Here is a 22,864-nt window from a genome sequence, read left to right as displayed (position 1 = left end):
GCACCGTCCTCATCTCAGCACCGCGGAGATGTATTGCCCACGGTCGAGCACCTGCGCCGCTGCTCGCTCGCTGTAGGCGAAGATGGGCCCGGCCGCGACGGTGAGCACCAGGCCGACAGCAATCAGCGCCCCGGTGGGGATCAACATCCCGGCCGGCATCCGACCGACATCGTCGCGGTCGACGAACTCGATATCGTCGGAATCGTCGAGCAGCGCGCTGGGCGCCGCGGCCGACAGATTGCCCTCGGGCGCATCCGCGCGGGTCCGCCAGAACGCCTTGGTCCACACCCGCGCCACCGCGTACAGGGTGAGCAGGCTGGTCACCACGCTGCCGGTCACCAGCACCCAGGCCAGCGCCGAGCCCGCCTGACCACCGGCCTCCAGCAAGGCCACCTTGCCGATGAACCCCGAAAACGGCGGGATACCACCCAGATTCAATGCCGGGATGACGAACACGAACGCCAGCAGCGGGCTGGCCGCGGCCAGCCCGCCGAGGCGCTGCAGGGTCGACGCCCCGGCCTGGCGTTCGATGAGGCCGACGACGAGGAACAGTGTGGTCTGCACGACGATGTGATGCGCCACGTAGTAGATGGCGCCCGACATACCCAGCTGGTTGGACAGCGCGATACCGAAGACCATGTAGCCGATGTGGCTGACCAGGGTGAAGGACAGCAGCCGTTTGATGTCGTTCTGGGCCAGCGCACCGAGGATGCCGACCACCATGGTCAGTAGCGCGGCGACCAGCAGGACATTGTCCAGGTTGCCGCCGGGGAACAGCAGTGAATGCGCCCGGATGATCGCGTACACACCGACCTTGGTGAGCAAGCCGGCGAACACCGCGGTGACCGGGGCCGGCGCGGTGGGGTAGGACTCCGGCAGCCACGACGACAACGGGAAGACCGCGGCCTTGATGCCGAACGCCACCAGCAGCACCGCGAACAGTGCGGTGCGGGTGCCGGCGGGCACATCGTCCAGGCGCACCGCCAACTCGGCCATGTTCAGGGTGCCCGCCGCGGCGTACACCATCGCCAAGCCGATGAGGAACACCAGCGAGGACACCATCGACACCATCACGTAGGCGATGCCCGCGCGCACCCGGTCGGCGCTGGCACCGATGGTCAGCAGCACGAAACTCGCCGACAGCAGCACCTCGAATCCGACGAACAGGTTGAACAGGTCGCCGGCCAGGAACGCCGTGCACACCCCCGCCGACAGGATCAGATAGGTGGGCAGGAAGATCGAGACCGGCTGACGGTCGTTGCCGTCGCGGATACCCTGCCCGATGGCGTAGAACACCACCGCCAGCAACACGATTGCCGACACCACCAGCATCAGCGCCGACAATCGGTCGGCGACCAGGGTGATGCCCAGCGGTCCCATCCCCGGCTCGCTCTGCCCCCAGCCACCGACCTGGACGGCGGCCGTACCGTCGCGGTCGACGAGGTACAGCAGCGTCCCGCAGACGGCCACCACCGCAGTCAGCGCTCCCAACGCCACCAGTTGCTGCAGCCGCGGGGTGCGCCCGGCGAACAGGGTGACCGCCGCGGCGATGGTCGGGATCAACACCGGCAGCGGGGTGAGGATCTGGGCGATCATCGCGAACCCTCCGCACCGGGCAACGCGTCCAGTTCGTCGGGTGCGTCGGTATCGCGGGAGGGCACCACGTCGGGCGCGTCGTCGGTATCCAGTTCCGCGCCCTCGGCCACCCGCGCCGTCTCCGGATCGGTCTCCACCTCTTCGGCCGTGTTCAGCTGATACGACCGGTAGGCCAACGCCAGCACGAACGCCGCGATGCCCATGCTGATCACGATGGCCGTCAGGATCATGCCCTGCGCCAACGGATCGGCAGTGGTGGTCTGCCCGTCGCTGGTGCGTCCCCGGATCGGTGGGTTGCCGGCGCTGCCGCCGACGGTGAGGATGAGCAGATTGACCGCGTTGCCGATCAGCAACAGCCCCAACAACATCCGGGTCAGGTTGCGTTCCAGCAGCAAGTACACCCCGGCACTGGTGAGGCCGCCGATCATGATCAACGGAAGTAGATGAGCTGTCATGAGCGGGCCATCTCCACATCGACGCGGGCACCCAGACTGCGCAGGATGTCGAGAACCAGGCCCACCACGATGAGATAGACCCCGAGATCGAAGAACAGCGCCGTCACCAACTTGACCGGACCCAGCACCGGGATGTCGAAATGGATCACCGCCGACGACAACACCGGCGCGCCGAGGAACAGCGACGTGATCGCGGTGCCCGCCGACAACGCCAGACCGGTACCGAGCACCTTGCCGGCGTCCAACGGCAGCGTCTCGCCCAATTCGTAACGGCCACCGGCCAGATAACGCAAGACCAGCGCCAGCCCGGCGGTCAACCCGCCCGCAAAACCGCCACCGGGAGTGTTGTGCCCGGCGAAGAAGAAGTACGCCGAGAGCACCATGATGAGCGGGAAGATCAGCCGGGTGGCCACCTCGAGTACCAGCGAGCGGTGCCGCGGGTCGCGCAGATCGCTGCCCCGCAGCCAGGTGATATCCCCGACGGCCGGGCTGTAGGCGCTGACCGGTCCGATATCGGGTTGTCCCGCGGCACTTGTGCCCGCCTGCGGTACCCGGGGCGCCGCGCCGAAACGCCGATGCCGGAACACCATCGACGCAACACCGGTCGCGGCCACCAGCAGCACCGAGATCTCGCCCATGGTGTCCCACGCGCGGATGTCGACGAGCAGCACGTTGACCGTGTTCGCCCCGTGCCCGCGGTAGTACGCCGCATCGGGGAGCAGCGCCGCGATCGGGGTGGTGTTGCGCGCGGCCATCGCGAACACCGCCAACCCGGTGACCGACGCGCCGACGGCGAGCGCCAACGCCGCGCGCGGCAGCCGGTTGCGGTTGATGTTGGTGCGGTCAGCCTCGGCAGGCAGGGTGCGCAGCACCAGCACGAAGATGACCAGCACCAGCGTCTCGACCAGGAACTGGGTCAGCGCCAAGTCAGGTGCGCCGTGGAACGCGAAGATGACGCCGCAGCCGTACCCGGTGACCCCGACCAGCAGGACCGCGGCCAGCCGGTTGCGCATGACGGTCGCGCCGACGGCCGCGGCCAGCATCAGCAGGCCCACGATCACCTGCAGCGGGGAATCCCACAACCGCAGTTGCGGGTGGTCGCGGGCGCCGGACAGCAGCGCGCCCACCGGCAACACCACCAGCGTGCTGAGGATGACGGCCTGGGTCGCGGGAATGGACCCGCGCTGGGTTTGGCCGGTCAGCCGCACGGCGGCGATGTCGAGACCCCGGATCACCGCGTCGTAGAAGCGGTCGGCATTGCCCAGCGGCTGGTAGCCGCCGCGGGACCGTGGCAGCCGGCCCCGACCGAAGAACAGGGCCGTGCCCGCGGCCAGCACCAGCACCGACAGCACCAGCGGCAACCCCAGCCCGTGCCACAGCGCCAGGTGGTAATCCGATTCGCCGGGGACGGTGTCGGCGTAGTCGTCGAGCTTGTCGTCCATCGACGCGGGGAACAGTCCGAACAGCAGGCCGGCCGCGGCGAGGATGGCAGGCGCGGCCAGGAAGGACCGCGTGGGCCGGTGCATCTCGGCGACCCGCACACTCGGCTCCGGTGCCCCTTTGTCCGCGAACGCACCCCACAGGAAGCGCAGGCTGTAGACGGTGGTGAACACCGATCCGAGCACGATTCCGGCCAACACGTAGGGCGCGGCCGCGCCGAGTGACGCGCTGTGCAGGACCGTCTCCAGGTCGGCTTCCTTGGCGACGAAGCCGAAGAACGGTGGCAGTGCGGCCATGCTGGCGGTGGCGCCGACGGCGATCACCAGCAGCGGTTTGTGCTGTCGGCCCAGGCCGGCCAGCTTGCGGATGTCACGGGTGCCGGTCGCGTGGTCGATGATGCCGACGACCATGAACAGCGCCGCCTTGAACATGGCGTGTGCGCACAGCATGGCCAGCCCGGCCAGCATCATGTCCGGCCCACCGGACCCGACCATCACGGTGATCAGGCCGAGCTGGCTGACGGTGCCGAACGCCAGGATCAGCTTGAGGTCGTATTCGCGGACCGCGCGCCAGCCCGCCATCAGCATGGTCAGCAAGCCCAGCCCCACCACCATCGGGCGCCACAGCGGGTTGTCCGCGAAGCCCGGTGTCAGCCGGGCCACCAGGTAGACGCCGGCCTTCACCATCGCCGCGGCGTGCAGGTACGCGCTGACCGGGGTGGGGGCGGCCATCGCGCCGGGCAGCCAGAAGTGCAGCGGCACGATGGCGGATTTGGACAGCGCGCCGACAAGGATCAGCGCGATGCCCACCGAGGCCGCGGTGCCGGTGGGCGGGGCGGCGACGAGTTCGGAGAGCAGGTAGGTGCCGGCGAGCTGGCCCAGCACGATGATGCCCACCAGCATGGCCAGGCCGCCGAGCGTCGTCACCAGCAGTGCCTGGGTGGCGGCGCGTCGGCTGGTGGCGCGCTCGGCGTAATGGCCGACCAACAGGAACGACAGCACTGTGGTGGTTTCCCAGAAGATGTAGAGCACCAGCATGTTGTCGCTGACCACCAGCCCGAACATGGCACCGGAGAAGGCGACGAGTTCCGCGGCGAAACTGGGCAGTCGTTTCTCGGTATGGCCGTCGTGATGGTGGAAGTAGCCCGCGCAGTAGAACAACACCAGCGCGCCGATGGCCAGCACCAGCACGCTCATGATCGCGGCCAGCGAATCGAAACGCAGCGTGAAGTCCATCGACAGCTCGGGCACCCACGGGATGTGCACGGTGGGGGTGTGGTCGTCGCCCGGCCAGTTGCGCACCACCCACACCAGCGAACCCAGCGGAACGAGCGCCAGCGGGTAGAACGCCGTCCGGCCCCACCTGGCCACCATAAGCGGCGCCAGCGCGGCGGCGACCGCGTGGACGAGCAGGACGGCGAGCATGGCACTCCGATCGGGTTGGGTCGGGGTGTCAGCCGATTCGGCTATGGAACTTCAACTGACTGTGTCGTAAAGGCTATGTCGTAACAGTCATTCTACGTGGGCCGATGTGCCGACGATCAGCGTGCGCGACAAAGCCGCGAAAGCCGTTGGTGCCAAAGGGGTGCCAAAGGGGGGTTGGGCCGGAGCTCAGGGATGCGGGCAGCGGCCGAGGGCCGACACCGGCACGACATGCGAGGCGACGCCCAGACCCCAGCCGAGAATCGGCCACACCGGCCAGAAGTACCACTGCCCGGCCGTCAATCCGACGATCAACCAGATCGCCAGCATCAGGGCCGACCCAGCGAGGTAGGCGCCGAGGTGGATCCGCATGCCCAGCCGCGCGGCGCGGTACCGGGCGGCCCGGCGGCGCGGATCGGCCCCGCGGAGCCGGGCGGTCGGCAGGTCGGCGGTCAGTGCGCGCAGTTCGTCGGCGGTGTGCGCGGCGAACGCCAGCCGCAGCCGCTCTTCGTAATCGGTCATCGGCAGGTAGCCCTGCGTCAGGGCCAGGCCGAGATCGTCGGCTGTCCGCGTGCGGTCCTGATCGCCTACCAAGGTCGCCATGATGCCTCGAATCTAGTCAGTGACTAGTTCACTATCGCACTCGAACTTGCCAGCGTCAAGATCGGGGACCGAGTGACGCCGCCCGTAAGCTGTTGGCCGTGAACACGGTTGTTTCCGCAAGCCGGGATATCGCGGCTCCTGCCGCCACGATCTTCGAGTTGATTGCCGACCCGGCGCAGCAGCCCCGCTGGGACGGCAACGACAATCTCGCCGACGCGCCCGCGGGCCAGCGCGCGCACGCCGTCGGTGATGTGTTCCGGATGACCATCACGACGGGCGCCGTGCGGGTCAACCGGATCGTCGAGTTCGACGAGGGCAGGCGCATCGCCTGGCTGCCGTCCGAGGAGGGCAAGGAGCCTCCCGGTCACCTCTGGCGGTGGGAGCTCGAACCGATCGACGACACCACCACCCGGGTCACCCACACCTACGACTGGACCCGGCTGACCGACGAGAAGCGGATGGTCCGGGCGCGAGCGACCACCTCTGACAAACTCCTGGCATCGATCGACCGACTGGCCGCGATCAGCGCTGCGTAGCGGTGCCGCTGTTTGGTGGGGGCTAGCACTACCTGCGGTTGTCACGGTAGCGGCATGGCCGAGCAGGGCGCCGAGCCGACATGCTTGGACACGTCAACCGCAGGCGCACCATCGGCACAGGAGAACCACCATGACCACCACCGTTCGCGACGACCTGACCCTCTCGCACGCCGAGTTCACCGCCGAAGTGCAGGCGTCGTTCGACGATGTCGACATCGCCGAGTGGCTGAAGACGCTGCCGACCCACGAATATCAACGGTGTGCTCCTGGTGATCACAAGGCGGCGGGCTACACCGTCGACGACGACGGCACCCCGATGTCCATCAACATCGAGATGATCGGCACCGGACTGGTGGTCCAGCAATACCGGTTCGAGATCGCCGAGGCGCACTACTGCAAGATGGTCTCGATCTCGGACATCTTGACCCCCGCTGGCTGGACGACCACCCAGGTGATCTGGGAACTGCGGATGGAGCAGCTCGGCGCCGGGCGGTGCCGCTACACCAATACCGTCACCTCGCATCCGACGGTCGCCTTCTTGGAATTCATTGCCCAACAAGGACAGTCGTTCGACGAGGCGGCGCAGGCGCGGCAGGCCGCCTCCAGTAAGCACTGCCAAACCGAGACCCCGCTGTACGCGCACAGCATCGCCCGTCGTGCCGCAGCCCGGGCGACATCGGCAATCGCGTAGCGAGCAGGGAGATTACGTCATGCCGCACGCCGTCATCTTCGATCAACCCGGACCCGCAGAGGTCCTGCAGTGGCGAGAAGTCGCCGCGCTCACCGCGGCACCCCACGAGGTCGTGATCGGCGTCGACGCCGCCGGGATCAACAACGCCGACCTGATGAAGCGTGCCGGCCGATACCCCGGTGGCGTCACCGGGCCGCAGATCCTGGGGCTCGAATGCGCCGGCACGATAACCGAAGTGGGCGAGCAGGTTTCGGGCCTGAAAGTGGGGGACCGGGTCTGCGCCCTGCTCGACGGCGGCGGATACGCCGAGCAGGTGGCGGTGCCCGCATCGCAGGTGGTGCCCATTCCGGCGGGCCTGGACGCCGCTCGCGCCGCGATCATTCCCGAGTCGGCGTGCACGGTGTACTCGAACCTGGCCATGATCGCCGGGCTGCGTGCGGGGCAATCGGTCCTCATCCACGGCGCGACAGGCGGGATCGGTACGTTCGCCGTGCAATGGGCCCACGCCATCGGCGCAACGGTCATCACCACCGCAGGCACGGATGACGGCGCACAGATCGGTCGGCGACTCGGGGCCGATACGGCGATCAACTACAAGACGACCGATTTCGTGGCCGCCACCTTGCACGCAACGGGCGGAACGGGTGTCGACGCCATCCTCGACGTCGTCGGCGCCGATTACCTGGACCGCAACCTGCACTGCCTGGCACCCGACGGCCATCTCGTCACCATCAGCGGCCGGGGTGGCTCGGTGCCGTTGGATCTGAGTCTGTTGTTGGCGCGTCGGGCGAGCATCAGCGCCACCCTGCTCAACCCCCGTCCGGCGAGTCAGAAAGCAGCGATCATCGACGGTGTCCGCCGTGATGTGTGGCCGCTGCTCGAGTCCGGCGCCATCCAACCGTTGGTCCACGCCGCCGTCCCGATGCCCGATGCCGCCGCCGGGCACGCCATGCTGGAAGCGGGCGGGGTCGTCGGCAGGGTGGTGCTGACCAACCCCGGCGAGTGAGGCTCAGCGGTTCTCGCTGAACGCCCGCAGCGCGGCCACCTGCTCGGGATCCAGCGAGGGCCGTACGGTTTCGCGGGCTTTGGCGACATCGTCCATCGTGACGTCCGCCGCGTCGATCGAACGGCGCATCGCCGCCAACGCGGCTTCGCGCAGCAGGGCCACGCAGTCGGCGGCGCTGTAGCCGTCCAAGTCCTCGGCCAGTGCGTCCAGGTCGACATCGGGAGCCAAGGGGATGGATTTGCCCGCGGTGCGCAGAATATCCTTGCGCGCCTGCGCATCCGGCGGTTCGACGAACACCAGCTTCTCCAACCGGCCGGGCCGCAGCAGCGCCGGGTCGATCAGGTCGGGCCGGTTGGTCGCGCCGAGCACCACCACATCGCGCAGCGGGTCGATCCCGTCCAGTTCGGTCAGCAGCGCGGCCACCACCCGATCGGTGACACCGGAATCATGGCTCTGCCCACGCCGCGGTGCCAGCGCGTCGATCTCGTCGAGGAACACCAGCGACGGCGCGGAATCCTTTGCGCGCCGGAACAGTTCACGTACCGCCTTCTCCGAGGCGCCCACCCATTTGTCCATCAGTTCGGCACCCTTGACGGCGTGCACACTCAACCGTCCGGAACTGGCCAGCGCCCGCACCACGAACGTCTTGCCGCAGCCGGGCGGCCCGTACAGCAGCACGCCCCGCGGCGGCTGCACCCCCAGCCTGGCGAAGGTGTCGGGGTGCTGCAGCGGCCACAGCACGGCCTCCGTCAGCGCCTGCTTGGTCGCCACCATGTCACCGACGTCGTCGAGGGTGACCGAGCCGACGGCCACCTCCTCGGTCGCCGACCGGGACAGCGGGCGGATCACCGACAGCGCACCGGTCAGGTCATCCTGGGTCAGCGTCGGCGGCTGACCGTCAGCACTGGCCCGCGCCGCCGCCCGCAGGGCGGCCTCCCGAACCAGCGCGGCGAGGTCCGCCACGACGAAACCGGGTGTGCGTTCGGCGATGTCGCCCAGCGTGAGATCGGCGACCGGCACGTTGCGCAGCAGCACCTCCAGCAGCGCCACCCGGGTGGCGGCGTCCGGCAGGCTCACCCCGAGCTCGCGGTCGCAGAGGTCCGGTGCGCGCAGCCGGGCGTCGATGTTGTCCGGCACCGCCGAGGTGGCGATGAAGGCGACCCCCTTGGTGGCCACCGCGGTGCGTAGCTCGGCCAGGATCAGGGTCGCGACGGGTTCCGCGGTGGCCGGCAGCAGCGCGTCGATATCGGTGATCAGCAGCACCCCGCCGCCGTCGCGCACCTTGGCCACCGTCGCCGCCACCGTGGACAGCCGGTCCTCGGCGCGCAGTGCCCCGATCTCGGGGCCGTCGAGCTCGACGAGCCTGCGGTGGGCGCACACCGCGCGTACCAGGGTGGCCTTGCCTGCGCCGGCCGGGCCCGACACCAGGACCCCGAGATTGGCTGTGGCGCCCAGGGTTTCGAGTAACTGCGGCTCGTCGAGGGCCAGCTTGAGCCACTCGGTCAGCTTGCCGGCCTGGACGTGCGCGCCCTTGAGGTCGTCGAACGGGATCGCCGCCGTCGTTGCCGTGGTGCGCAGCGGAACCGGCTCGGAGACGCCGTCACCCCAGGACACCATCGAATTGGGCTGCACGCTGACCGGCCCGGCGGGGTCGACGCCGGTGACGGTGAGCAGCTCCGAGGTCCAGGTGATGCCCACCGAGGTGGCCAGCGCCGTCGTCGCCGCCGAGGTGGAGGTGCCGGGCCCCAGATCGCGTGGCAACAGCGACACGGTGTCCCCGACGGTCATCACCTTGCCCAGCAAGGCCATTCGCAACGTGGCCGGTGAAACGGACTGGGTGGCCAGCCGCGAACCGGTCAAGGTGACCGATTTCGCGCCGTACACCGTCACCGGCTCCACCACCACCGCGGCGTTCTCGCGCAGACCGGAGTTGGACAGCGTGACATCGTCGAGCAGGGCCACCCCGACGGGGGTGCCGTCCGGGGCCACCCCGACGACCGCGGCGGTGGATCGCGAACCGAGTAGCGACACCGCGTCCCACTCCCGGATGCCGAGCGCCGCAATGGCCTCGGGATGCAAGCGCACCACGCCGCGGCGCGAGTCCAGCGCCGAGGTGTTCAGGCGCACGGTCAGCGTCAGGGTCATCCGGTGTGGCTCACTGCCGCCCTGGCGGCTTACGCAAGCCGAGCCGGGAGACCGAGCGCCGGTGCGGCTGCTGGGTGCGCCGAATGGCCCGGCGCGCTGCGCGTTGCTGACGCGGTTTGTCGTTCCAGGATTCCGGGTGCGCGGCCACCCAGCGCTTGCTGCGCACCGCGAACGGTATGTGGATGACGTAGGCGACGATGATGACCATGATCACGATGTAGCCGTACAGCACCGAGGCGGCCACGCCGATCGCCAGCAGGGCCAGCAGCGGCGCCACCATGTTCGGCGGTACCGAGAAGGTGTGCACCTTGCGCATCGGGATGGCGCTTACCACCAGCAGCGAGACGCCGATCATCCAGGCGATCACCACCCATTCGGCCGCCGGGGTGTTCCACCAGTCGCCGGGGAACTGCATCTTGACCGCGATCGGGCCGATCGCGCCGATGGCCCCGGCCGGGGCCGGCATGCCCATGAAGTACTCCTTCTCGTACGCAGGCAGATCGGCGTCGAGCATGGCGTTGAACCGGGCCAGCCGCAGCACGATGCACACCGCGTAGAACAGCACCACGATCCAGCCGATCTGCGAATGCGACAGCAGCGTGGCGTAGACGATGAAGGCCGGGGCGACACCGAAATTCACCGCATCGGCCAGGGAGTCGATCTCCTCGCCCATCCGGGAGGTGGCCTTGAGCATGCGGGCGGTGCGGCCGTCGAGCGCATCCAGGATCGCGGCGACGGCCAGCAGCGCCATCGCCTCGGTGGGCCGGCCGTCCAGGGCGAACTTGACCGCCGAGAGGCCCAGGCAGATGGCCGCGACGGTCATCGCGCTGGGCAGGATCCGCAGGCTCACCGTCGGTGGCTTGATCCGGGCCTTGATCACAGCTGGGCCAACACGGTTTCGCCGCCGATCGCGCGCTGCCCGATCTCGACGGCCACCTTCGCGCCGGCGGGCAGGTAGGTGTCCAGCCGGGACCCGAAGCGGATCAGCCCGTAGGTTTCGCCGAGGGCCAGTTTGTCACCGGGGCGGGCGGTGCACACGATGCGCCGCGCCAGCAGGCCGGCGATCTGCACGGCGACCACCTCGACCCCGTCCGGGGTGCGGATCAGCAGGCTGTTGCGTTCGTTGGCCTCGCTGGCGGTGTCCTTGTCGGCGGACTGGAACTGGCCGGGGCGGTGCCGTACGGCGACCACCTCACCGGCCGCCGGGGCGCGCTGGACATGCGCGTCGAACAGCGACAGGAAGATGCTGATCCGTGTCATCGGGGTGTCCGGCAGGCCCAGCTCGGCCGGCGGCACCGCCTGGTCGATCAGGGTGATCCGGCCATCGGCGGGCGCCACCACGACACCCGGCCGGGTCGGCGGCACCCGCGGCGGGTGCCGGAAGAACAATGCGCAGAAGCTCGCGGCCGACAGGCCGGTGTTACGCAGCCAGCGCCGGTTGCGGCCGGCGAGCGCGACTCCCAGGCCACCGGCGATGAACGGCAGGCCGGCCGGGTGGATCGGAGGGACGGTCGAGCGGACGAGCTCGACGAAGCGCTCGGCTTCGGAGGAGGTGTCGCCGGAGGGGCGGGCAGGTCTGGCCATGGCGGCTCCCGATTCTACGTGGATTCAGCCGGCTGACAGGTCCCAGACCCGGACGGTGGATCCGGCCGCGATCTGCTCGACGCCCTCGTCGATGTCCAGCAGGCAGTTCGACGACGCCAGCCACCGCAGGTGGTGTGAGGCCGGCGGCCCGAAACTGGTCACCGTCGCACCGGCCAGCATGCCCCTGCGGAACTGTCGTTTGCCCTTCGGCGAGGTGAGGTCGTCGGTCAGCGTCACGGTGCGCCGCGGCCGGTCGGGGACCAGCCCCATCGCCGCGCGCAGCGGCGCCCGCACGAACACCTCGAAGGACACCAGTGAGCTCACCGGATTCCCCGGCAGTGTGACGATCGGTGTGCCTGCCACCGTGCCGCAGCCCTGCGGCATGCCGGGCTGCATGGCCACCTTGACGAACTCCACCTGACCGGACAAGGCGTCCTTGACCACCTCGTAGGCGCCCGCGCTGACCCCGCCGGTGGTGATGATCAGATCGGCGGCGCCGGCGTAGCGGCTCAGCGCGTCCCGGAAGGCGTCGACGTCGTCGCCGACCATCGGGCAGGCGACCACCTCACCGCCGGCGTCGCGGACGGCCGCGGCCAGCATCACGGCGTTGGACTCGTAGATCTGGCCGGGCAGCAGCGGCGTGCCCGGTGCCACCAGCTCCGAACCGGTCGACATCACCAGCACCCGCTGCCGCGGCAGCACCGTCAACTCACCGAAGCCCAGCGCGGCGGCCAGACCCAGCGCCGCCGGGCTGAGCACCTGGCCGGTGCGCAGCACCGTCGTCCCGGCCGCAACGTCCTCGCCGGCACGCCGCACGTGCTGACCGGCCCGGGCGGCGGTCCGGATCGCGACGGTCGGGGAGGGCTTCGCGAAGTCCGCGTCCGTGGCCTCCACCGGAACCACGGCGGTCGCTCCGGCCGGCAGCGGAGCGCCGGTCATGATGCGTTGCGCCGTACCGGTTTTCAGCGCGCCGGTGTCGGTGCGCCCGGCGGGGATGTCGTCGGCGACGGGCAAGGTGACCGGATGCTCGGCGCTGGCCTCGGCGATATCGTCGGCGTACACCGCGAAACCGTCCATCGCCGAGTTGTCGAAGCCGGGCAGCGCCAGCGGCGCCACCACATCGGCGGCCAGGGCCAGGCCCAGCGCGTCGGCCAGCGGCACCACGATGGGGTCGCGCGGCGTGATCAGGCCCGCGACGACGCGCTGATGTTCGTCGACCGTGCGCATCAGACCGGGAACGTCACGCCGGTGAGTTCCTCCGACACCGTCCACAGCCGGCGCGCCAGCTCCACGTCGTGGGACTGCTCGGTCGAGGTGACCAGTTCGGGATGGCCGATGAGTCCGAACGACGCGACCGGGAACGCCGGGCCGTAGTACTGGCCACCGCGCACGGCCGGATCGGTCGCCGCGCGCAGCGTCGCCAACGCACCCACCTGGGCGCTGTTGGTCACCAGCCCGGTGAGCGTGGCCACGCCGGGAAGGTCGGTGCCGGGGGTGTGCCGCATCAGTTCGGTGTTGGAGATGCCGGGATGGGCGGCCACCGCGATCGTCGCGTTGTGATGCGAGGAGAGCCGGCGCTGCAGTTCGTAGGTGAACAGCAGATTGGCCAGCTTGGACTGGCCGTACGCGGCCACCCGGTTGTAGCTGCGTTCCCACTGCAGATCGTCGAAATGGATGCCGGCCTGGATTCGGTGGGCGATGCTGGCCACCGCTACCACGCGCGAACCCGCAACGGGCAGAAGACGATCCAGCAGCAACCCGGTCAGCGCGAACGGGCCGAGGTGGTTGGTGCCGAACTGCAGCTCGAACCCGTCGGCGGTGGTTTGCTTGGGCGGGTACATCACCCCGGCGTTGTTGATCAGCAGATCGATCTTGTCGAATTCGTCGCGCAACTGGGCCGCCGCCTCGCGAATCGAGGCCAGCGATCCCAGGTCCAGCTTCTGCACCGTGACGTCGCCGGGGAGCTTGGCCACCGCGGCGGCCCCCTTGGCGGTGTCGCGCACCGCGATGACGACGCGGCCACCGCGGGCGGCCAGCACCCGCGCGGTCTCGAATCCCAGCCCGGTGTTGGCGCCGGTGACGATCGCGATCCTGCCGGTCTGGTCGGGCACGTCGGCCTCGGTCCAGCGGCGTCCGAAGAACAGGTTCCCCATGTTCGGCAACACTACTGGGCGGCCCGAGTTGCGCCAGGGGACCGGCCGTTTACTGTCGGCACATGGCGATCGGTGGCGTGCTGTTCGATATCGACGGTGTCCTGGTGACGTCGTGGCAACCGATTCCGGGCGCGGCCGAGGCGTTGGCCGCCCTGTCGGCGAACCAGATCGCCCGTAGCTACCTGACCAACACCACCACCCGCACCCGCAGGCAGATCGCCGACCTGCTCACCGCGGCCGGCATGGCCGTCACACCCGACGAGGTGGTGACCTCGGCGCTGCTCACCGCCGAGTACGTGCGTGACCGCTATCCCGGTGCCCGCTGCTTCCTGGTGAACAGCGGGGACATCGCCGAGGACATGGCCGGCGTGGACATCGTCTACTCGCATCAGTTCACCGGGCCGGCCGCGCCGGAAACGCCGGACGTCGTGCTGCTCGGCGGCGCGGGCCCGGAATACAGCCACCTGACCCTGAGCTGGGTGTACGACTGGATGGCCCAGGGCGTGCCGGTGGTGGCGATGCACCGCAGCACCGCGTGGACCACCACCGACGGACTGCGGGTGGACACCGGGATGTACCTGATCGGGATGGAGGAAACATCCGGGCGCAAGGCCACCGCCGTCGGTAAGCCGGCGCCGCAGGGTTTCCTGGCGGCCGCGAACCGGCTGGGCGTGGATCCCGAGGAGATGTACATGGTCGGCGACGACCTCAACAACGACGTGCTGGCGGCGCAGGTGGTCGGCATGACCGGCGTGCTGGTGCGCACCGGCAAGTTCCGGCAGGCCACCTTGGACCGTTGGGCCGCAGACGATTTCGCCATGCAACCCAACCGTGTCATCGATTCGGTTGCCGACCTGCCCGAACTGCTGGGACTCTAACCGCCCGGCAGTTCGCGCTGCATCTCGCGCACCGCGTCGATGCGTTCCTGCAACTGCTCGCGGGTGGCCGCCGCCACGGGCGGGCCGCCGCGGCGGCGGCGCAACTCGTTGTGGATCCAGCCGTGCGGCCGGCCGGTGCGGTGGTGCAATGCCGACACCAGCACGTTGAGTTCGCGGCGCAGGTCCCGCAACTGATTGTGGGTGGTCTGCGGGGGCGGTGCACCCGAAGCTGTGCGCTTCTGCAGCTGCTCGTCCTGGCGGCGGCGCAGCAGATCGCGCATCTGGTCGGTGTCCAGCAGGCCGGGGATGCCGAGGTAGTCGGCCTCCTCTTCGCTGCCTGCCGGGGTGGAGGTGCCGAACGAGGAGCCCTCGAAGATCACCTGGTCCAGTTCGGCTTCGGCGCCCAGGTATTCGAAACCCCGGTCCAGGTCCGACTTCTCGTCTTTGCGCTTCTCGGCGTCTTCGAGCAGTTCGTCGTCCAGGCCGTCCTTCTCGCGGTGCGGCTTGCCGAGCACGTGGTTGCGCTGCTCCTCCATCTCGGAGGCCAGCTGCAACAGGTTGGGCACCGAGGGCAGGAAGATGCTCGCCGTCTCACCGGGGCGGCGGCTGCGGACGAACCGGCCGATGGCCTGGGCGAAGAACAGCGGGGTGGAGGCGCTCGTCGCGTACACCCCGACGGCCAACCTCGGCACGTCGACACCTTCGGAGACCATCCGCACCGCGACCATCCACCGCGTGCTGGATTCGGAGAACTGCGAAATCTTGTTCGAGGCCGTCGGGTCGTCGGACAACACGACGGTGGGCTCTTCACCGGTGATCGTGGTGAGCAGCTTGGCGTAGGCGCGGGCGGCGGTCTGATCGGTGGCGATGATCATGCCGCCGGCATCGGGCACGTGCTGACGTTTCTGCTGCAGCCGGGTGTCGGCCGCGGCGATCACCGCGGGCATCCACTCCCCGGCGGGGTTCAGGGCGGTGCGCCAGGCCCGCGCGGTCTGTTCGGCGGTCAGCGGTTCCCCGAGCCGGGCCGCGTGTTCCTCGCCGGCGCTGTCCCGCCAGCGGGCCTCACCCGAGTAGGCCATGAACACGACGGGGCGGACCACACCGTCGGCCAGCGCGTCGGCGTAGCCGTACACGTGGTCGGCCTGTGAACGCTGGAAACCGGCGCCGTCGGTCTCGTAGGTGACGAACGGGATGGGGCTGTCGTCGCTGCGGAACGGGGTACCGGTCAGGGCCAGCCGGTGGGTGGCGTCGCTGTAGGCCTCCCGGATGCCGTCGCCCCAACTCTTGGCGTCACCGCCGTGGTGGATCTCGTCGAAGATGACCAACGTCCGGTGGTTCTCGGTGCGCACCCGGTGCCGGGTGGGGTGGCTGGCCACCTGGGCGTAGGTGACGGCGATGCCGTGGTAGTCGCTGGAGGTCTGGCCTGCCGAGTTGCTGAACTTCGGGTCGATCGCGATGCCGACCCGGCTCGCGGCCTGCGACCACTGGGTCTTGAGGTGTTCGGTGGGGACCACCACGACCACCTGGTCGACGGTGCGATCGCTGAGCAACTCCCCGGCGATGCGCAGGGCGAAGGTGGTCTTGCCGGCGCCGGGGGTCGCGACAGCCAGGAAATCCTTGGGCTTGGCGGACAGATACTTCACCAATGCCCGACGTTGCCAGCCCCGCAAAGCCTGGGTGCTGGGTGCCCCGGCGGTGCCGGGATTCGGCGTCCCGGCAGCGCCGGAAACCGGCGCTGTATGAGGCCGCACCCGAGACTCCTATCTGGTCGAAGGGCAGTCTAGGGCAAGGGCTTCCGGGTTCGCATACCCGCAGGACGTGTCGCGCGGGGCGCGCCGGGGGCCCAGCAAACCCACAGTTGTGGGACACAGTGTGTTCAGAGTCGGCGCCTAGCCTCCGGACAGGTGATCACCAGGCGGATGTTTCTGGCGGCCGGGTCCGCCGCGGTCGCGGCGGGCGTCTGCGCGCCGCGGGCACTGGCCGCCCGCGTGCCCGGTCCGTGGGGGATGGCGCTGCCCGGGATCGCGACCTCATTCGCGCCCGACGGGCGCCAACTGGCGCTGACCTTCGATGCCTGCCCGGGCAGCGGCTGCGACGACGCGCTGCTGGACACCTTGCGACGCAATCGGGTGCCGGCGGTGTTGTTCCTCAACGCCAGGTGGATCGACCGGCATCCCGATCGGGCCGCGGAACTGGCCGCCGATCCGTTGTTCGAGATCGGCAATCACGGCCTTCGGCATGTGCCGCTGTCGGTGACCGGCCGGTCGGCCTACGGCATCGCAGGCACCCGCTCGCCCGCCGAGGTGGTCGACGAGGTCTCGGCAGGCAGGCAGCGGATCATCGAGCTGACCGGCAAGCCGCCCACCTGGTTCCGGCCCGGCACCGCGCACTACGACGATGTCGCGGTGTCGATCGTGCACGACCTCGGTGAGCGGCCGCTGGGCTTCACGGTCAACGGCGATGCCGGGGCGACGCTGCCTGCGGCGAAGGTGCACGCCAACCTGCTCGGCGCCGCCCCGGGATCGATCGTCATCTCGCACATGAACCACCCGGAGGGCGGGACCGCCGCCGGGTACGCCGCGGCGATCCCGCAGTTACGCGCGGCCGGATGGGAGTTCGTCCCACTGCGTGACCGGGTCGTCCAGTGACGCGGGGTAGGTCACGCCGGTGAGCTCCTCGGACACCGCCCACAGCCGGCGCTGCTCCTCGACGTCATAGGAGTATTCGGTGGAGGTCACCACCTTGGGGTGGCCCTTCTGTTCGGCGAACCCGTCGGGTCCGTAGTACTGGCCACCCAGCGCGCCCGGGTCGGTGGCGGCCCGCAAGGTGGGCAGCGCCCCCATTGCGGCCTCCTGGAACAGCGCGCGTGCCACGGGGATGGCCAGCTGTAAGGCGCGCGGCAGATGGCGCGCCAGTTCGGTATCCGAGCCGCCCGGGTGCGCTGCCAGCGCCGTCGTGCGCTGTCCGGTGAGCCGGCGTTGCAGCTCGTAGGTGAACATCAGGTTGGCCAGCTTGGACTGGCCGTAGGCGACGATGCGGTTGTAGTCGCGCTCCCACTGCAGATCCTCGAACCGGATGGCGCGGGCAAAGCGGTGCCCGACGCTGCTGACTGTCACCACCCGGGAGTCCGGTACCGGCAGCAGCCGGTCCAGCAGCAGGCCGGTGAAGGCGAAGTGGCCGAGGTGGTTGGTGCCGAATTGCAGCTCGAACCCGTCGGCGGTGGTCTGCTTGGGCGGGGTCATCAGCCCGGCGTTGTTGATCAGCAGGTCGATGGTGCTGTACGTGTCCTTGAGCTCTTCGGTGGCCTCGCGCACCGAGGCCAGCGAGCCCAGGTCGAGCCGCTGCACGACGACGTCGCCGCCGATGCGTTCGGCCGCCGCGCGGCCCTTGTCGAGATCGCGGACGGCCAGCACGACGTGTGCGCCCTTGTCGGCGAGTGCCTTCGCGGTCTCGAAACCGAGGCCGGTGTTGGCGCCGGTGACGACGGCGGTGCGGCCCGTCTGAGCGGGAATGTTGGCAGTGCTCCAGTGGGACATGAGAAACTCCTAGGGCGGGTTAAGCGGAGTAGGTTCTCCGGTTAGTTGCAAATATACGGAACGCACGCCCCGCTTTGTTGATTCCATGAGGTGATGAGTCGTGCGCGCAGACGCGGCCCGCAATCGAGCCAAGGTGCTCGACGTCGCCTACCAGACGTTTGCCGCCGAGGGGCTGGGTGTCCCCATCGACGAGATCGCCCGCCGGGCCGGGGTGGGGGCGGGCACCGTCTACCGGCATTTCCCCACCAAGGAAGACCTGTTCCGAGCGGTGGTGGCAGACCGGATGCAGCAGATCATCGAGGGCGGCCGCGCCCTGTTGGCGGCCGATCCGGCCGGTGGGCTGTTCGCGCTGATCCGCGCGATGGTGCTGCAGTGGGGCGCCACCGACCGGGGTCTGGTCGACGCGCTGGCCGGTGCCGGGGTGGACGTCAACAGCGCCCTGCCCGAGGCCGAGGCGGAGTTCCTCGGCATGGTCGGGGATCTGCTGCTGGCGGCGCAACGAGCGGGTGTGGTCCGCCCGGATGTGACCGTGCCCGAAGTGAAGGCGCTTGTCGTCGGCCTGCAGGCGATGCAGGCCTACAACGCCGGGGTCGCCGAACGCGGCACCGAACTGGTGATCGACGGTCTGCGCCCGCGGTGAACCGGCCGTTGCCGACCTTGCACTCGCCCTGGTCGAGTGCTAAGAACGTACTTGGCACTCTCAACTGGTGAGTGCTAGGTCGGGACGGTGAGGCCGGGGCCGCACCTGCGGGAGCACACTCCAGCCGTCCGTCGCGGGCACTGCGCCCGGCCACAGACGTGCAATTCCCAACCGGAGGAATCACTTCGCAATGGCTAAGACAATTGCGTATGACGAAGAGGCCCGTCGCGGCCTCGAGCGGGGCCTGAACAGCCTCGCCGACGCGGTCAAGGTGACGCTGGGCCCCAAGGGCCGCAACGTCGTCCTGGAGAAGAAGTGGGGCGCCCCCACGATCACCAACGACGGTGTGTCCATCGCCAAGGAGATCGAGCTCGAGGACCCGTACGAGAAGATCGGCGCTGAGCTGGTCAAAGAGGTCGCCAAGAAGACCGACGACGTCGCCGGCGACGGCACCACCACCGCCACCGTGCTGGCCCAGGCCCTGGTTCGCGAAGGCCTGCGCAACGTCGCTGCCGGCGCCAACCCGCTCGGCCTGAAGCGCGGCATCGAGAAGGCTGTCGAGGCTGTCACCGCTCGCCTGCTCTCGACCGCCAAAGAGGTCGAGACCAAGGAGCAGATCGCTGCCACCGCCGGTATCTCGGCCGGTGACCAGTCGATCGGCGATCTGATCGCCGAGGCGCTGGACAAGGTCGGCAACGAGGGTGTCATCACCGTCGAGGAGTCCAACACCTTCGGCCTGCAGCTGGAGCTCACCGAGGGCATGCGCTTCGACAAGGGCTACATCTCGGGCTACTTCGTGACCGACGCCGAGCGTCAGGAAGCCGTCCTGGAGGATCCCTACATCCTGCTGGTCAGCTCGAAGGTCTCGACGGTCAAGGACCTGCTGCCGCTGCTGGAGAAGGTCATCCAGTCCGGCAAGCCGCTGCTGATCATCGCCGAGGACGTCGAGGGCGAAGCCCTGTCGACCCTGGTCGTGAACAAGATCCGTGGCACCTTCAAGTCGGTCGCCGTCAAGGCCCCCGGCTTCGGTGACCGCCGCAAGGCCATGCTGCAGGACATCGCCATCCTCACCGGTGGCCAGGTCATCAGCGAAGAGGTCGGCCTGTCGCTGGAGACCGCCGACCTGGCGCTGCTCGGCCAGGCCCGCAAGGTCGTCGTCACCAAGGACGAGACCACCATCGTCGAGGGTGCCGGTGATTCCGACGCCATCGCCGGTCGGGTGGCCCAGATCCGCGCCGAGATCGAGAACAGCGACTCCGACTACGACCGCGAGAAGCTGCAGGAGCGCCTGGCCAAGCTGGCCGGCGGTGTTGCGGTGATCAAGGCCGGTGCCGCCACCGAGGTGGAGCTCAAGGAGCGCAAGCACCGCATCGAGGACGCCGTCCGCAACGCGAAGGCCGCCGTCGAGGAGGGCATCGTCGCCGGTGGTGGCGTGGCCCTGCTGCAGTCGGCTCCGGCCCTGGACGAGCTCAAGCTCGAGGGTGACGAGGCGACCGGTGCCAACATCGTGCGCGTCGCGCTGTCGGCCCCGCTGAAGCAGATCGCCTTCAACGGTGGTCTGGAGCCGGGTGTCGTCGCCGAGAAGGTGTCGAACCTGCCCGCCGGTCACGGTCTGAACGCCGCGACCAACGTGTACGAGGACCTGCTGGCCGCCGGCGTTGCCGACCCGGTCAAGGTCACCCGCTCGGCGCTGCAGAACGCGGCGTCCATCGCGGCGCTGTTCCTCACCACCGAGGCCGTCGTCGCCGACAAGCCGGAGAAGGCCGCCGCACCTGCGGGCGACCCGACCGGTGGCATGGGCGGTATGGACTTCTAAGTCCCAGCACGAAAAATGCCCTGGTGCGCTCCGCGCGCCAGGGCATTTTCGTGTGTCATCCCCAATGTGGGTTCTATGCACACGGACGGGCCAGAAGGCGTACGCAGCGCCCACATTCGTCGGTGCCTGCCGCCAGTTTGCCCCCATGGAACCCTTCATCGGCAGTGCGGCCATCGGTCGTGGTGCATTCACCCGGCGCGGGTTGGCCCGCGATCACGTCGCCCTCTACCGTGACGTGTACGTCCGGCGCGACGTCGAGCTGACGGCTCGGATCAGAGCGCAGGCGGCCTGGTTGTCCTCGGGCGCGACGCTTGCCGGGGTGTCGGCCGCCGCGGTGCTCGGCACCGAATGGCTGAACCCCGAGGCGCCCGCCGAGGTCATCCGCGCAGACCGGCACTCGCAGGCCGGAATGGTCGTGCGCTCATGGAAAGTCGCGGACGGCGAGACGTGCCGGGTGCGCGGCATCGAATGCACGACACCCGCCCGGACCGCCTTCGACCTGGGACGGCGCCATCGGGACGACATGGCCGTCGTCGTGGTGGACGCCGTGTTGAACGCAACCGGTGTGACGGCCGAGGACGTGGCACGGATTGTCGCGGCGCATCCGGGCATGCGCGGTGTCGCGACGCTGCGGTCGGTGTTGGGCCTCGTCGACGGGGGAGCCGAATCACCCCAGGAGACCAGATTGCGCCTGGTCCTCGTGCGGGCGGGCCTACCGCGCCCGCAGACTCAGATCGCCTTCCCCCAACTGCGTATCCGCGCGGATATGGGATGGCGGGAATGGCAGGTGATCGTCGAATACGACGGCGTCCAGCACTGGACCGACGCCCGGCAACGCTCCTGGGATATCGACCGCATCGCGCTCCTCGAAGAGGCCGGCTGGGCCGTCGTTCGGGTCAGCGCCGACATGATGAGACGGCCGGACGTCATCGTGGCCCGGGTCCGCGCGAAATTGCGGGCGGCGGGCTGCCCCGTCTGACGAGTGTGGGCCCGGTGTACGCCGATTCCGGCTCGCGCGTGCACGGGACCCACACTCGGCGACTAAATGTCGCGCAGGGGACTGGGTTTGAGCGCCAGCGTCGCCGCGACGCTGATTACCGACGTCCCGGCCAGGTACGCGCACGCGATCCACGGCGACCCGCCGGCCGCGCCGATCAGCGCGGTGAGGATCAGCGGGGTCAGGCCCGAGGCGTACACGCCGGAGAGCTGATACACCGTGGACAGTCCGGTGTAGCGGATCCGGGCCGGGAACAGCGACGCGTACAACGTGCCCTGCGCCCCGTAGAACAATGCGTGGATGACACCGAACACCACCAGCATGGCCACCGCGTACAAGGCGATGCTCTTGGTGCCGAAGAGCGCGAATACCGGGAACACCACCAGTCCGTAGGCGGCGATACCGGTCGCGTAGATCCGCTGGGCGCCGAACCGATCGGTCAGCAGGCCCGAGATCGGCAGCAGGGCGGCCATCAGCAGCGCGGCCACCGTGACCGATACCAGCACCGGTACCTTCTCCAGCTTGAGTGTCCCGGTGGCGTAGGAGATCGCGAAGACGCCCCAGGTGTTGAACGCTGCGCCCTCGCCCCAGCGGGACAACATGCCCAGCACGGTGGAGCGCAGCACCGGCGGCTTGAACACCTCGCGCAGCGGCACCGCGGCGCGGTCGTCGGTATCGCGCACCTTCTCGAAAGCCGGTGTCTCACTTGCCTTCAGCCGCACCACCACACCGAACGCCACCAGTGCGATGCTCAGCAGGAAGGCGATGCGCCAGCCGTAGGCCAGGAGCGCGGCATCCGACAGGGTGGCCTGCAGCACCGCGAACACCCCGGTGCCCAGGGCCAGGCCGAGCGCCAAGCCGATCTGCGGGATGCTGCCGAACAGGCCGCGCCGGTGCCGTGGACTGTGCTCGACGGCCAACAGCACCGCGCCTGCCCATTCCCCGCCCAGCGCGAAACCCTGGACGATGCGCAGCAACAGCAACAGGATCGGCGCCAGCACACCGATCTGCGCCGCCGTCGGCAGCACGCCCATCAGCGCGGTGGCCCCGCCCATCAGGAGCATCGTCAGCGCGAGGGTCTTCTTGCGGCCGATGCGATCGCCGACGTGGCCGAACACGAAACCGCCGATGGGGCGGACCACGAAGCCGACCGCGAAGGTCGCGAATGACAACAGCGTCCCGACGAACGTGGTCTGGTCCGGGAAGAACGCGTGGTTGAAGACCAGGCTGGCCGCGGTGGCGTAGAGGAAGAAGTCGTACCACTCGATGGTGGTGCCGACCAGGCTGGCCCACAGCGCGGTGCGTGCTTGCGGGGAGATGGTCCGGTCCTGGTCACCGGGGGCCGGCGTGGCGGTCACAGTCACGGG

20 protein-coding genes are annotated in these 22,864 nt (G+C 69.3%); 8 read left to right on the top strand and 12 right to left on the bottom strand.

The window, feature by feature from the left end:
* Positions 1-9 precede the first annotated feature (9 nt).
* The 4 genes from SBI67_RS06320 to SBI67_RS06305 all read right to left on the bottom strand — a co-directional run bounded on the left by SBI67_RS06320 (position 10) and on the right by SBI67_RS06305 (position 5,515).
* On the bottom strand, positions 10-1,596 hold the full coding sequence (locus SBI67_RS06320; RefSeq protein ID WP_318979735.1) for a Na+/H+ antiporter subunit D: 1,587 nt from the start codon (positions 1,594-1,596) through the stop codon (positions 10-12).
* The gene (locus SBI67_RS06315; protein ID WP_318979734.1) at positions 1,593-2,051 is read right to left on the bottom strand and encodes a Na(+)/H(+) antiporter subunit C; all 459 of its coding nucleotides are present in this window, start codon (positions 2,049-2,051) and stop codon (positions 1,593-1,595) included. Before SBI67_RS06315 ends, SBI67_RS06320 begins: the two co-directional genes overlap by 4 nt.
* Positions 2,048-4,915 (bottom strand): Na+/H+ antiporter subunit A, encoded by a 2,868-nt coding sequence (locus SBI67_RS06310; protein WP_318979733.1) that lies wholly within the window; start codon positions 4,913-4,915, stop codon positions 2,048-2,050. Before SBI67_RS06310 ends, SBI67_RS06315 begins: the two co-directional genes overlap by 4 nt.
* 186 nt (positions 4,916-5,101) lie before the next feature.
* Positions 5,102-5,515, bottom strand: a complete 414-nt coding sequence (locus tag SBI67_RS06305) for a DUF1707 domain-containing protein (RefSeq protein WP_318979732.1) — start codon at positions 5,513-5,515, stop codon at positions 5,102-5,104.
* 89 nt (positions 5,516-5,604) lie between these two features.
* On the opposite strand from SBI67_RS06305, the gene SBI67_RS06300 reads away from it, so the two are divergent.
* The 3 genes from SBI67_RS06300 to SBI67_RS06290 all read left to right on the top strand — a co-directional run bounded on the left by SBI67_RS06300 (position 5,605) and on the right by SBI67_RS06290 (position 7,748).
* Positions 5,605-6,051 (top strand): SRPBCC family protein, encoded by a 447-nt coding sequence (locus SBI67_RS06300; RefSeq protein ID WP_318980461.1) that lies wholly within the window; start codon positions 5,605-5,607, stop codon positions 6,049-6,051.
* A gap of 130 nt (positions 6,052-6,181) precedes the next feature.
* Positions 6,182-6,742: a hypothetical protein gene (locus SBI67_RS06295; RefSeq protein WP_318979731.1), complete on the top strand. Its 561-nt coding sequence runs from the start codon at positions 6,182-6,184 to the stop codon at positions 6,740-6,742.
* Between the two features lie 19 nt (positions 6,743-6,761).
* Positions 6,762-7,748 carry an NAD(P)H-quinone oxidoreductase gene (locus SBI67_RS06290; protein ID WP_318979730.1) on the top strand — a complete coding sequence of 329 codons (987 nt, stop codon included), beginning with the start codon at positions 6,762-6,764 and terminating at the stop codon, positions 7,746-7,748.
* Between the two features lie 3 nt (positions 7,749-7,751).
* On the opposite strand, the gene SBI67_RS06285 is transcribed toward SBI67_RS06290, so the two are convergent.
* From SBI67_RS06285 to SBI67_RS06265, 5 genes are read right to left on the bottom strand one after another with little or no spacing between them, the layout of a single operon-like run.
* Positions 7,752-9,893, bottom strand: a complete 2,142-nt coding sequence (locus tag SBI67_RS06285; protein ID WP_318979729.1) for an AAA family ATPase — start codon at positions 9,891-9,893, stop codon at positions 7,752-7,754.
* A gap of 10 nt (positions 9,894-9,903) precedes the next feature.
* Positions 9,904-10,773: a CDP-diacylglycerol--serine O-phosphatidyltransferase gene (gene pssA, locus SBI67_RS06280; RefSeq protein WP_024451781.1), complete on the bottom strand. Its 870-nt coding sequence runs from the start codon at positions 10,771-10,773 to the stop codon at positions 9,904-9,906.
* On the bottom strand, positions 10,770-11,477 hold the full coding sequence (locus SBI67_RS06275; RefSeq protein WP_318979728.1) for a phosphatidylserine decarboxylase: 708 nt from the start codon (positions 11,475-11,477) through the stop codon (positions 10,770-10,772). The genes pssA and SBI67_RS06275 overlap by 4 nt, the downstream gene beginning before the upstream one ends.
* Before the next feature lie 24 nt (positions 11,478-11,501).
* Positions 11,502-12,704 carry a molybdopterin molybdotransferase MoeA gene (gene moeA, locus SBI67_RS06270; RefSeq protein ID WP_318979727.1) on the bottom strand — a complete coding sequence of 401 codons (1,203 nt, stop codon included), beginning with the start codon at positions 12,702-12,704 and terminating at the stop codon, positions 11,502-11,504.
* Positions 12,704-13,630, bottom strand: a complete 927-nt coding sequence (locus SBI67_RS06265) for an SDR family NAD(P)-dependent oxidoreductase (RefSeq protein ID WP_318979726.1) — start codon at positions 13,628-13,630, stop codon at positions 12,704-12,706. The genes moeA and SBI67_RS06265 overlap by 1 nt, the downstream gene beginning before the upstream one ends.
* Positions 13,631-13,692: 62 nt before the next feature.
* Here SBI67_RS06265 and SBI67_RS06260 point away from each other — a divergent pair, with 62 nt between their 5' ends.
* Positions 13,693-14,508 carry an HAD-IIA family hydrolase gene (locus SBI67_RS06260; RefSeq protein ID WP_318979725.1) on the top strand — a complete coding sequence of 272 codons (816 nt, stop codon included), beginning with the start codon at positions 13,693-13,695 and terminating at the stop codon, positions 14,506-14,508.
* Here the strand turns inward: SBI67_RS06260 and SBI67_RS06255 are convergent.
* Positions 14,505-16,259, bottom strand: a complete 1,755-nt coding sequence (locus SBI67_RS06255; protein ID WP_413232414.1) for a DEAD/DEAH box helicase — start codon at positions 16,257-16,259, stop codon at positions 14,505-14,507. The genes SBI67_RS06260 and SBI67_RS06255 overlap by 4 nt on opposite strands.
* Before the next feature lie 153 nt (positions 16,260-16,412).
* On the opposite strand from SBI67_RS06255, the gene SBI67_RS06250 reads away from it, so the two are divergent.
* Complete coding sequence (locus SBI67_RS06250) at positions 16,413-17,156, top strand: polysaccharide deacetylase family protein (protein WP_318979724.1); 744 nt, start codon at positions 16,413-16,415, stop codon at positions 17,154-17,156.
* On the opposite strand, the gene SBI67_RS06245 is transcribed toward SBI67_RS06250, so the two are convergent.
* Entirely contained in the window at positions 17,103-18,044 is a 942-nt protein-coding gene (locus SBI67_RS06245) for an SDR family NAD(P)-dependent oxidoreductase (RefSeq protein WP_318979723.1), read from the bottom strand. The genes SBI67_RS06250 and SBI67_RS06245 overlap by 54 nt on opposite strands.
* A 100-nt stretch (positions 18,045-18,144) precedes the next feature.
* Here SBI67_RS06245 and SBI67_RS06240 point away from each other — a divergent pair, with 100 nt between their 5' ends.
* The 3 genes from SBI67_RS06240 (at position 18,145) to SBI67_RS06230 (ending at position 21,479) form a co-directional block, all read left to right on the top strand.
* Positions 18,145-18,684 (top strand): TetR/AcrR family transcriptional regulator, encoded by a 540-nt coding sequence (locus SBI67_RS06240; RefSeq protein WP_318979722.1) that lies wholly within the window; start codon positions 18,145-18,147, stop codon positions 18,682-18,684.
* A gap of 190 nt (positions 18,685-18,874) precedes the next feature.
* Positions 18,875-20,500: a chaperonin GroEL gene (gene groL / locus SBI67_RS06235; protein ID WP_024451790.1), complete on the top strand. Its 1,626-nt coding sequence runs from the start codon at positions 18,875-18,877 to the stop codon at positions 20,498-20,500.
* 145 nt (positions 20,501-20,645) lie between these two features.
* Complete coding sequence (locus SBI67_RS06230; protein ID WP_318979721.1) at positions 20,646-21,479, top strand: endonuclease domain-containing protein; 834 nt, start codon at positions 20,646-20,648, stop codon at positions 21,477-21,479.
* Positions 21,480-21,541: 62 nt separating this feature from the next.
* On the opposite strand, the gene SBI67_RS06225 is transcribed toward SBI67_RS06230, so the two are convergent.
* Positions 21,542-22,861: an MFS transporter gene (locus SBI67_RS06225; RefSeq protein WP_318979720.1), complete on the bottom strand. Its 1,320-nt coding sequence runs from the start codon at positions 22,859-22,861 to the stop codon at positions 21,542-21,544.
* Positions 22,862-22,864 lie beyond the last annotated feature (3 nt).

Origin of the sequence: Mycolicibacterium chengduense, assembly GCF_033741155.1 — a bacterium.
Lineage (GTDB): Bacteria > Actinomycetota > Actinomycetes > Mycobacteriales > Mycobacteriaceae > Mycobacterium.
Note: the sequence above shows the minus strand (reverse complement) of the source record. Positions and strands in the feature narration are given on the sequence as shown.

Excerpts from the sequence above, each read along its gene's own strand:
- SBI67_RS06290 (WP_318979730.1), top strand. The coding sequence starts at position 6,762 with ATGCCGCACGCCGTCATCTTCGATCAACCCGGACCCGCAGAGGTCCTG.
- SBI67_RS06260 (WP_318979725.1), top strand. The coding sequence starts at position 13,693 with ATGGCGATCGGTGGCGTGCTGTTCGATATCGACGGTGTCCTGGTGACG.
- SBI67_RS06275 (WP_318979728.1), bottom strand. The coding sequence starts at position 11,477 with ATGGCCAGACCTGCCCGCCCCTCCGGCGACACCTCCTCCGAAGCCGAG.
- SBI67_RS06285 (WP_318979729.1), bottom strand. The coding sequence starts at position 9,893 with ATGACCCTGACGCTGACCGTGCGCCTGAACACCTCGGCGCTGGACTCG.
- SBI67_RS06315 (WP_318979734.1), bottom strand. The coding sequence starts at position 2,051 with ATGACAGCTCATCTACTTCCGTTGATCATGATCGGCGGCCTCACCAGT.
- SBI67_RS06320 (WP_318979735.1), bottom strand. The coding sequence starts at position 1,596 with ATGATCGCCCAGATCCTCACCCCGCTGCCGGTGTTGATCCCGACCATC.
- SBI67_RS06295 (WP_318979731.1), top strand. The coding sequence starts at position 6,182 with ATGACCACCACCGTTCGCGACGACCTGACCCTCTCGCACGCCGAGTTC.
- SBI67_RS06305 (WP_318979732.1), bottom strand. The coding sequence starts at position 5,515 with ATGGCGACCTTGGTAGGCGATCAGGACCGCACGCGGACAGCCGACGAT.
- moeA (WP_318979727.1), bottom strand. The coding sequence starts at position 12,704 with ATGCGCACGGTCGACGAACATCAGCGCGTCGTCGCGGGCCTGATCACG.
- SBI67_RS06310 (WP_318979733.1), bottom strand. The coding sequence starts at position 4,915 with ATGCTCGCCGTCCTGCTCGTCCACGCGGTCGCCGCCGCGCTGGCGCCG.
- SBI67_RS06265 (WP_318979726.1), bottom strand. The coding sequence starts at position 13,630 with ATGGGGAACCTGTTCTTCGGACGCCGCTGGACCGAGGCCGACGTGCCC.
- SBI67_RS06245 (WP_318979723.1), bottom strand. The coding sequence starts at position 18,044 with ATGTCCCACTGGAGCACTGCCAACATTCCCGCTCAGACGGGCCGCACC.
- groL (WP_024451790.1), top strand. The coding sequence starts at position 18,875 with ATGGCTAAGACAATTGCGTATGACGAAGAGGCCCGTCGCGGCCTCGAG.
- SBI67_RS06230 (WP_318979721.1), top strand. The coding sequence starts at position 20,646 with ATGGAACCCTTCATCGGCAGTGCGGCCATCGGTCGTGGTGCATTCACC.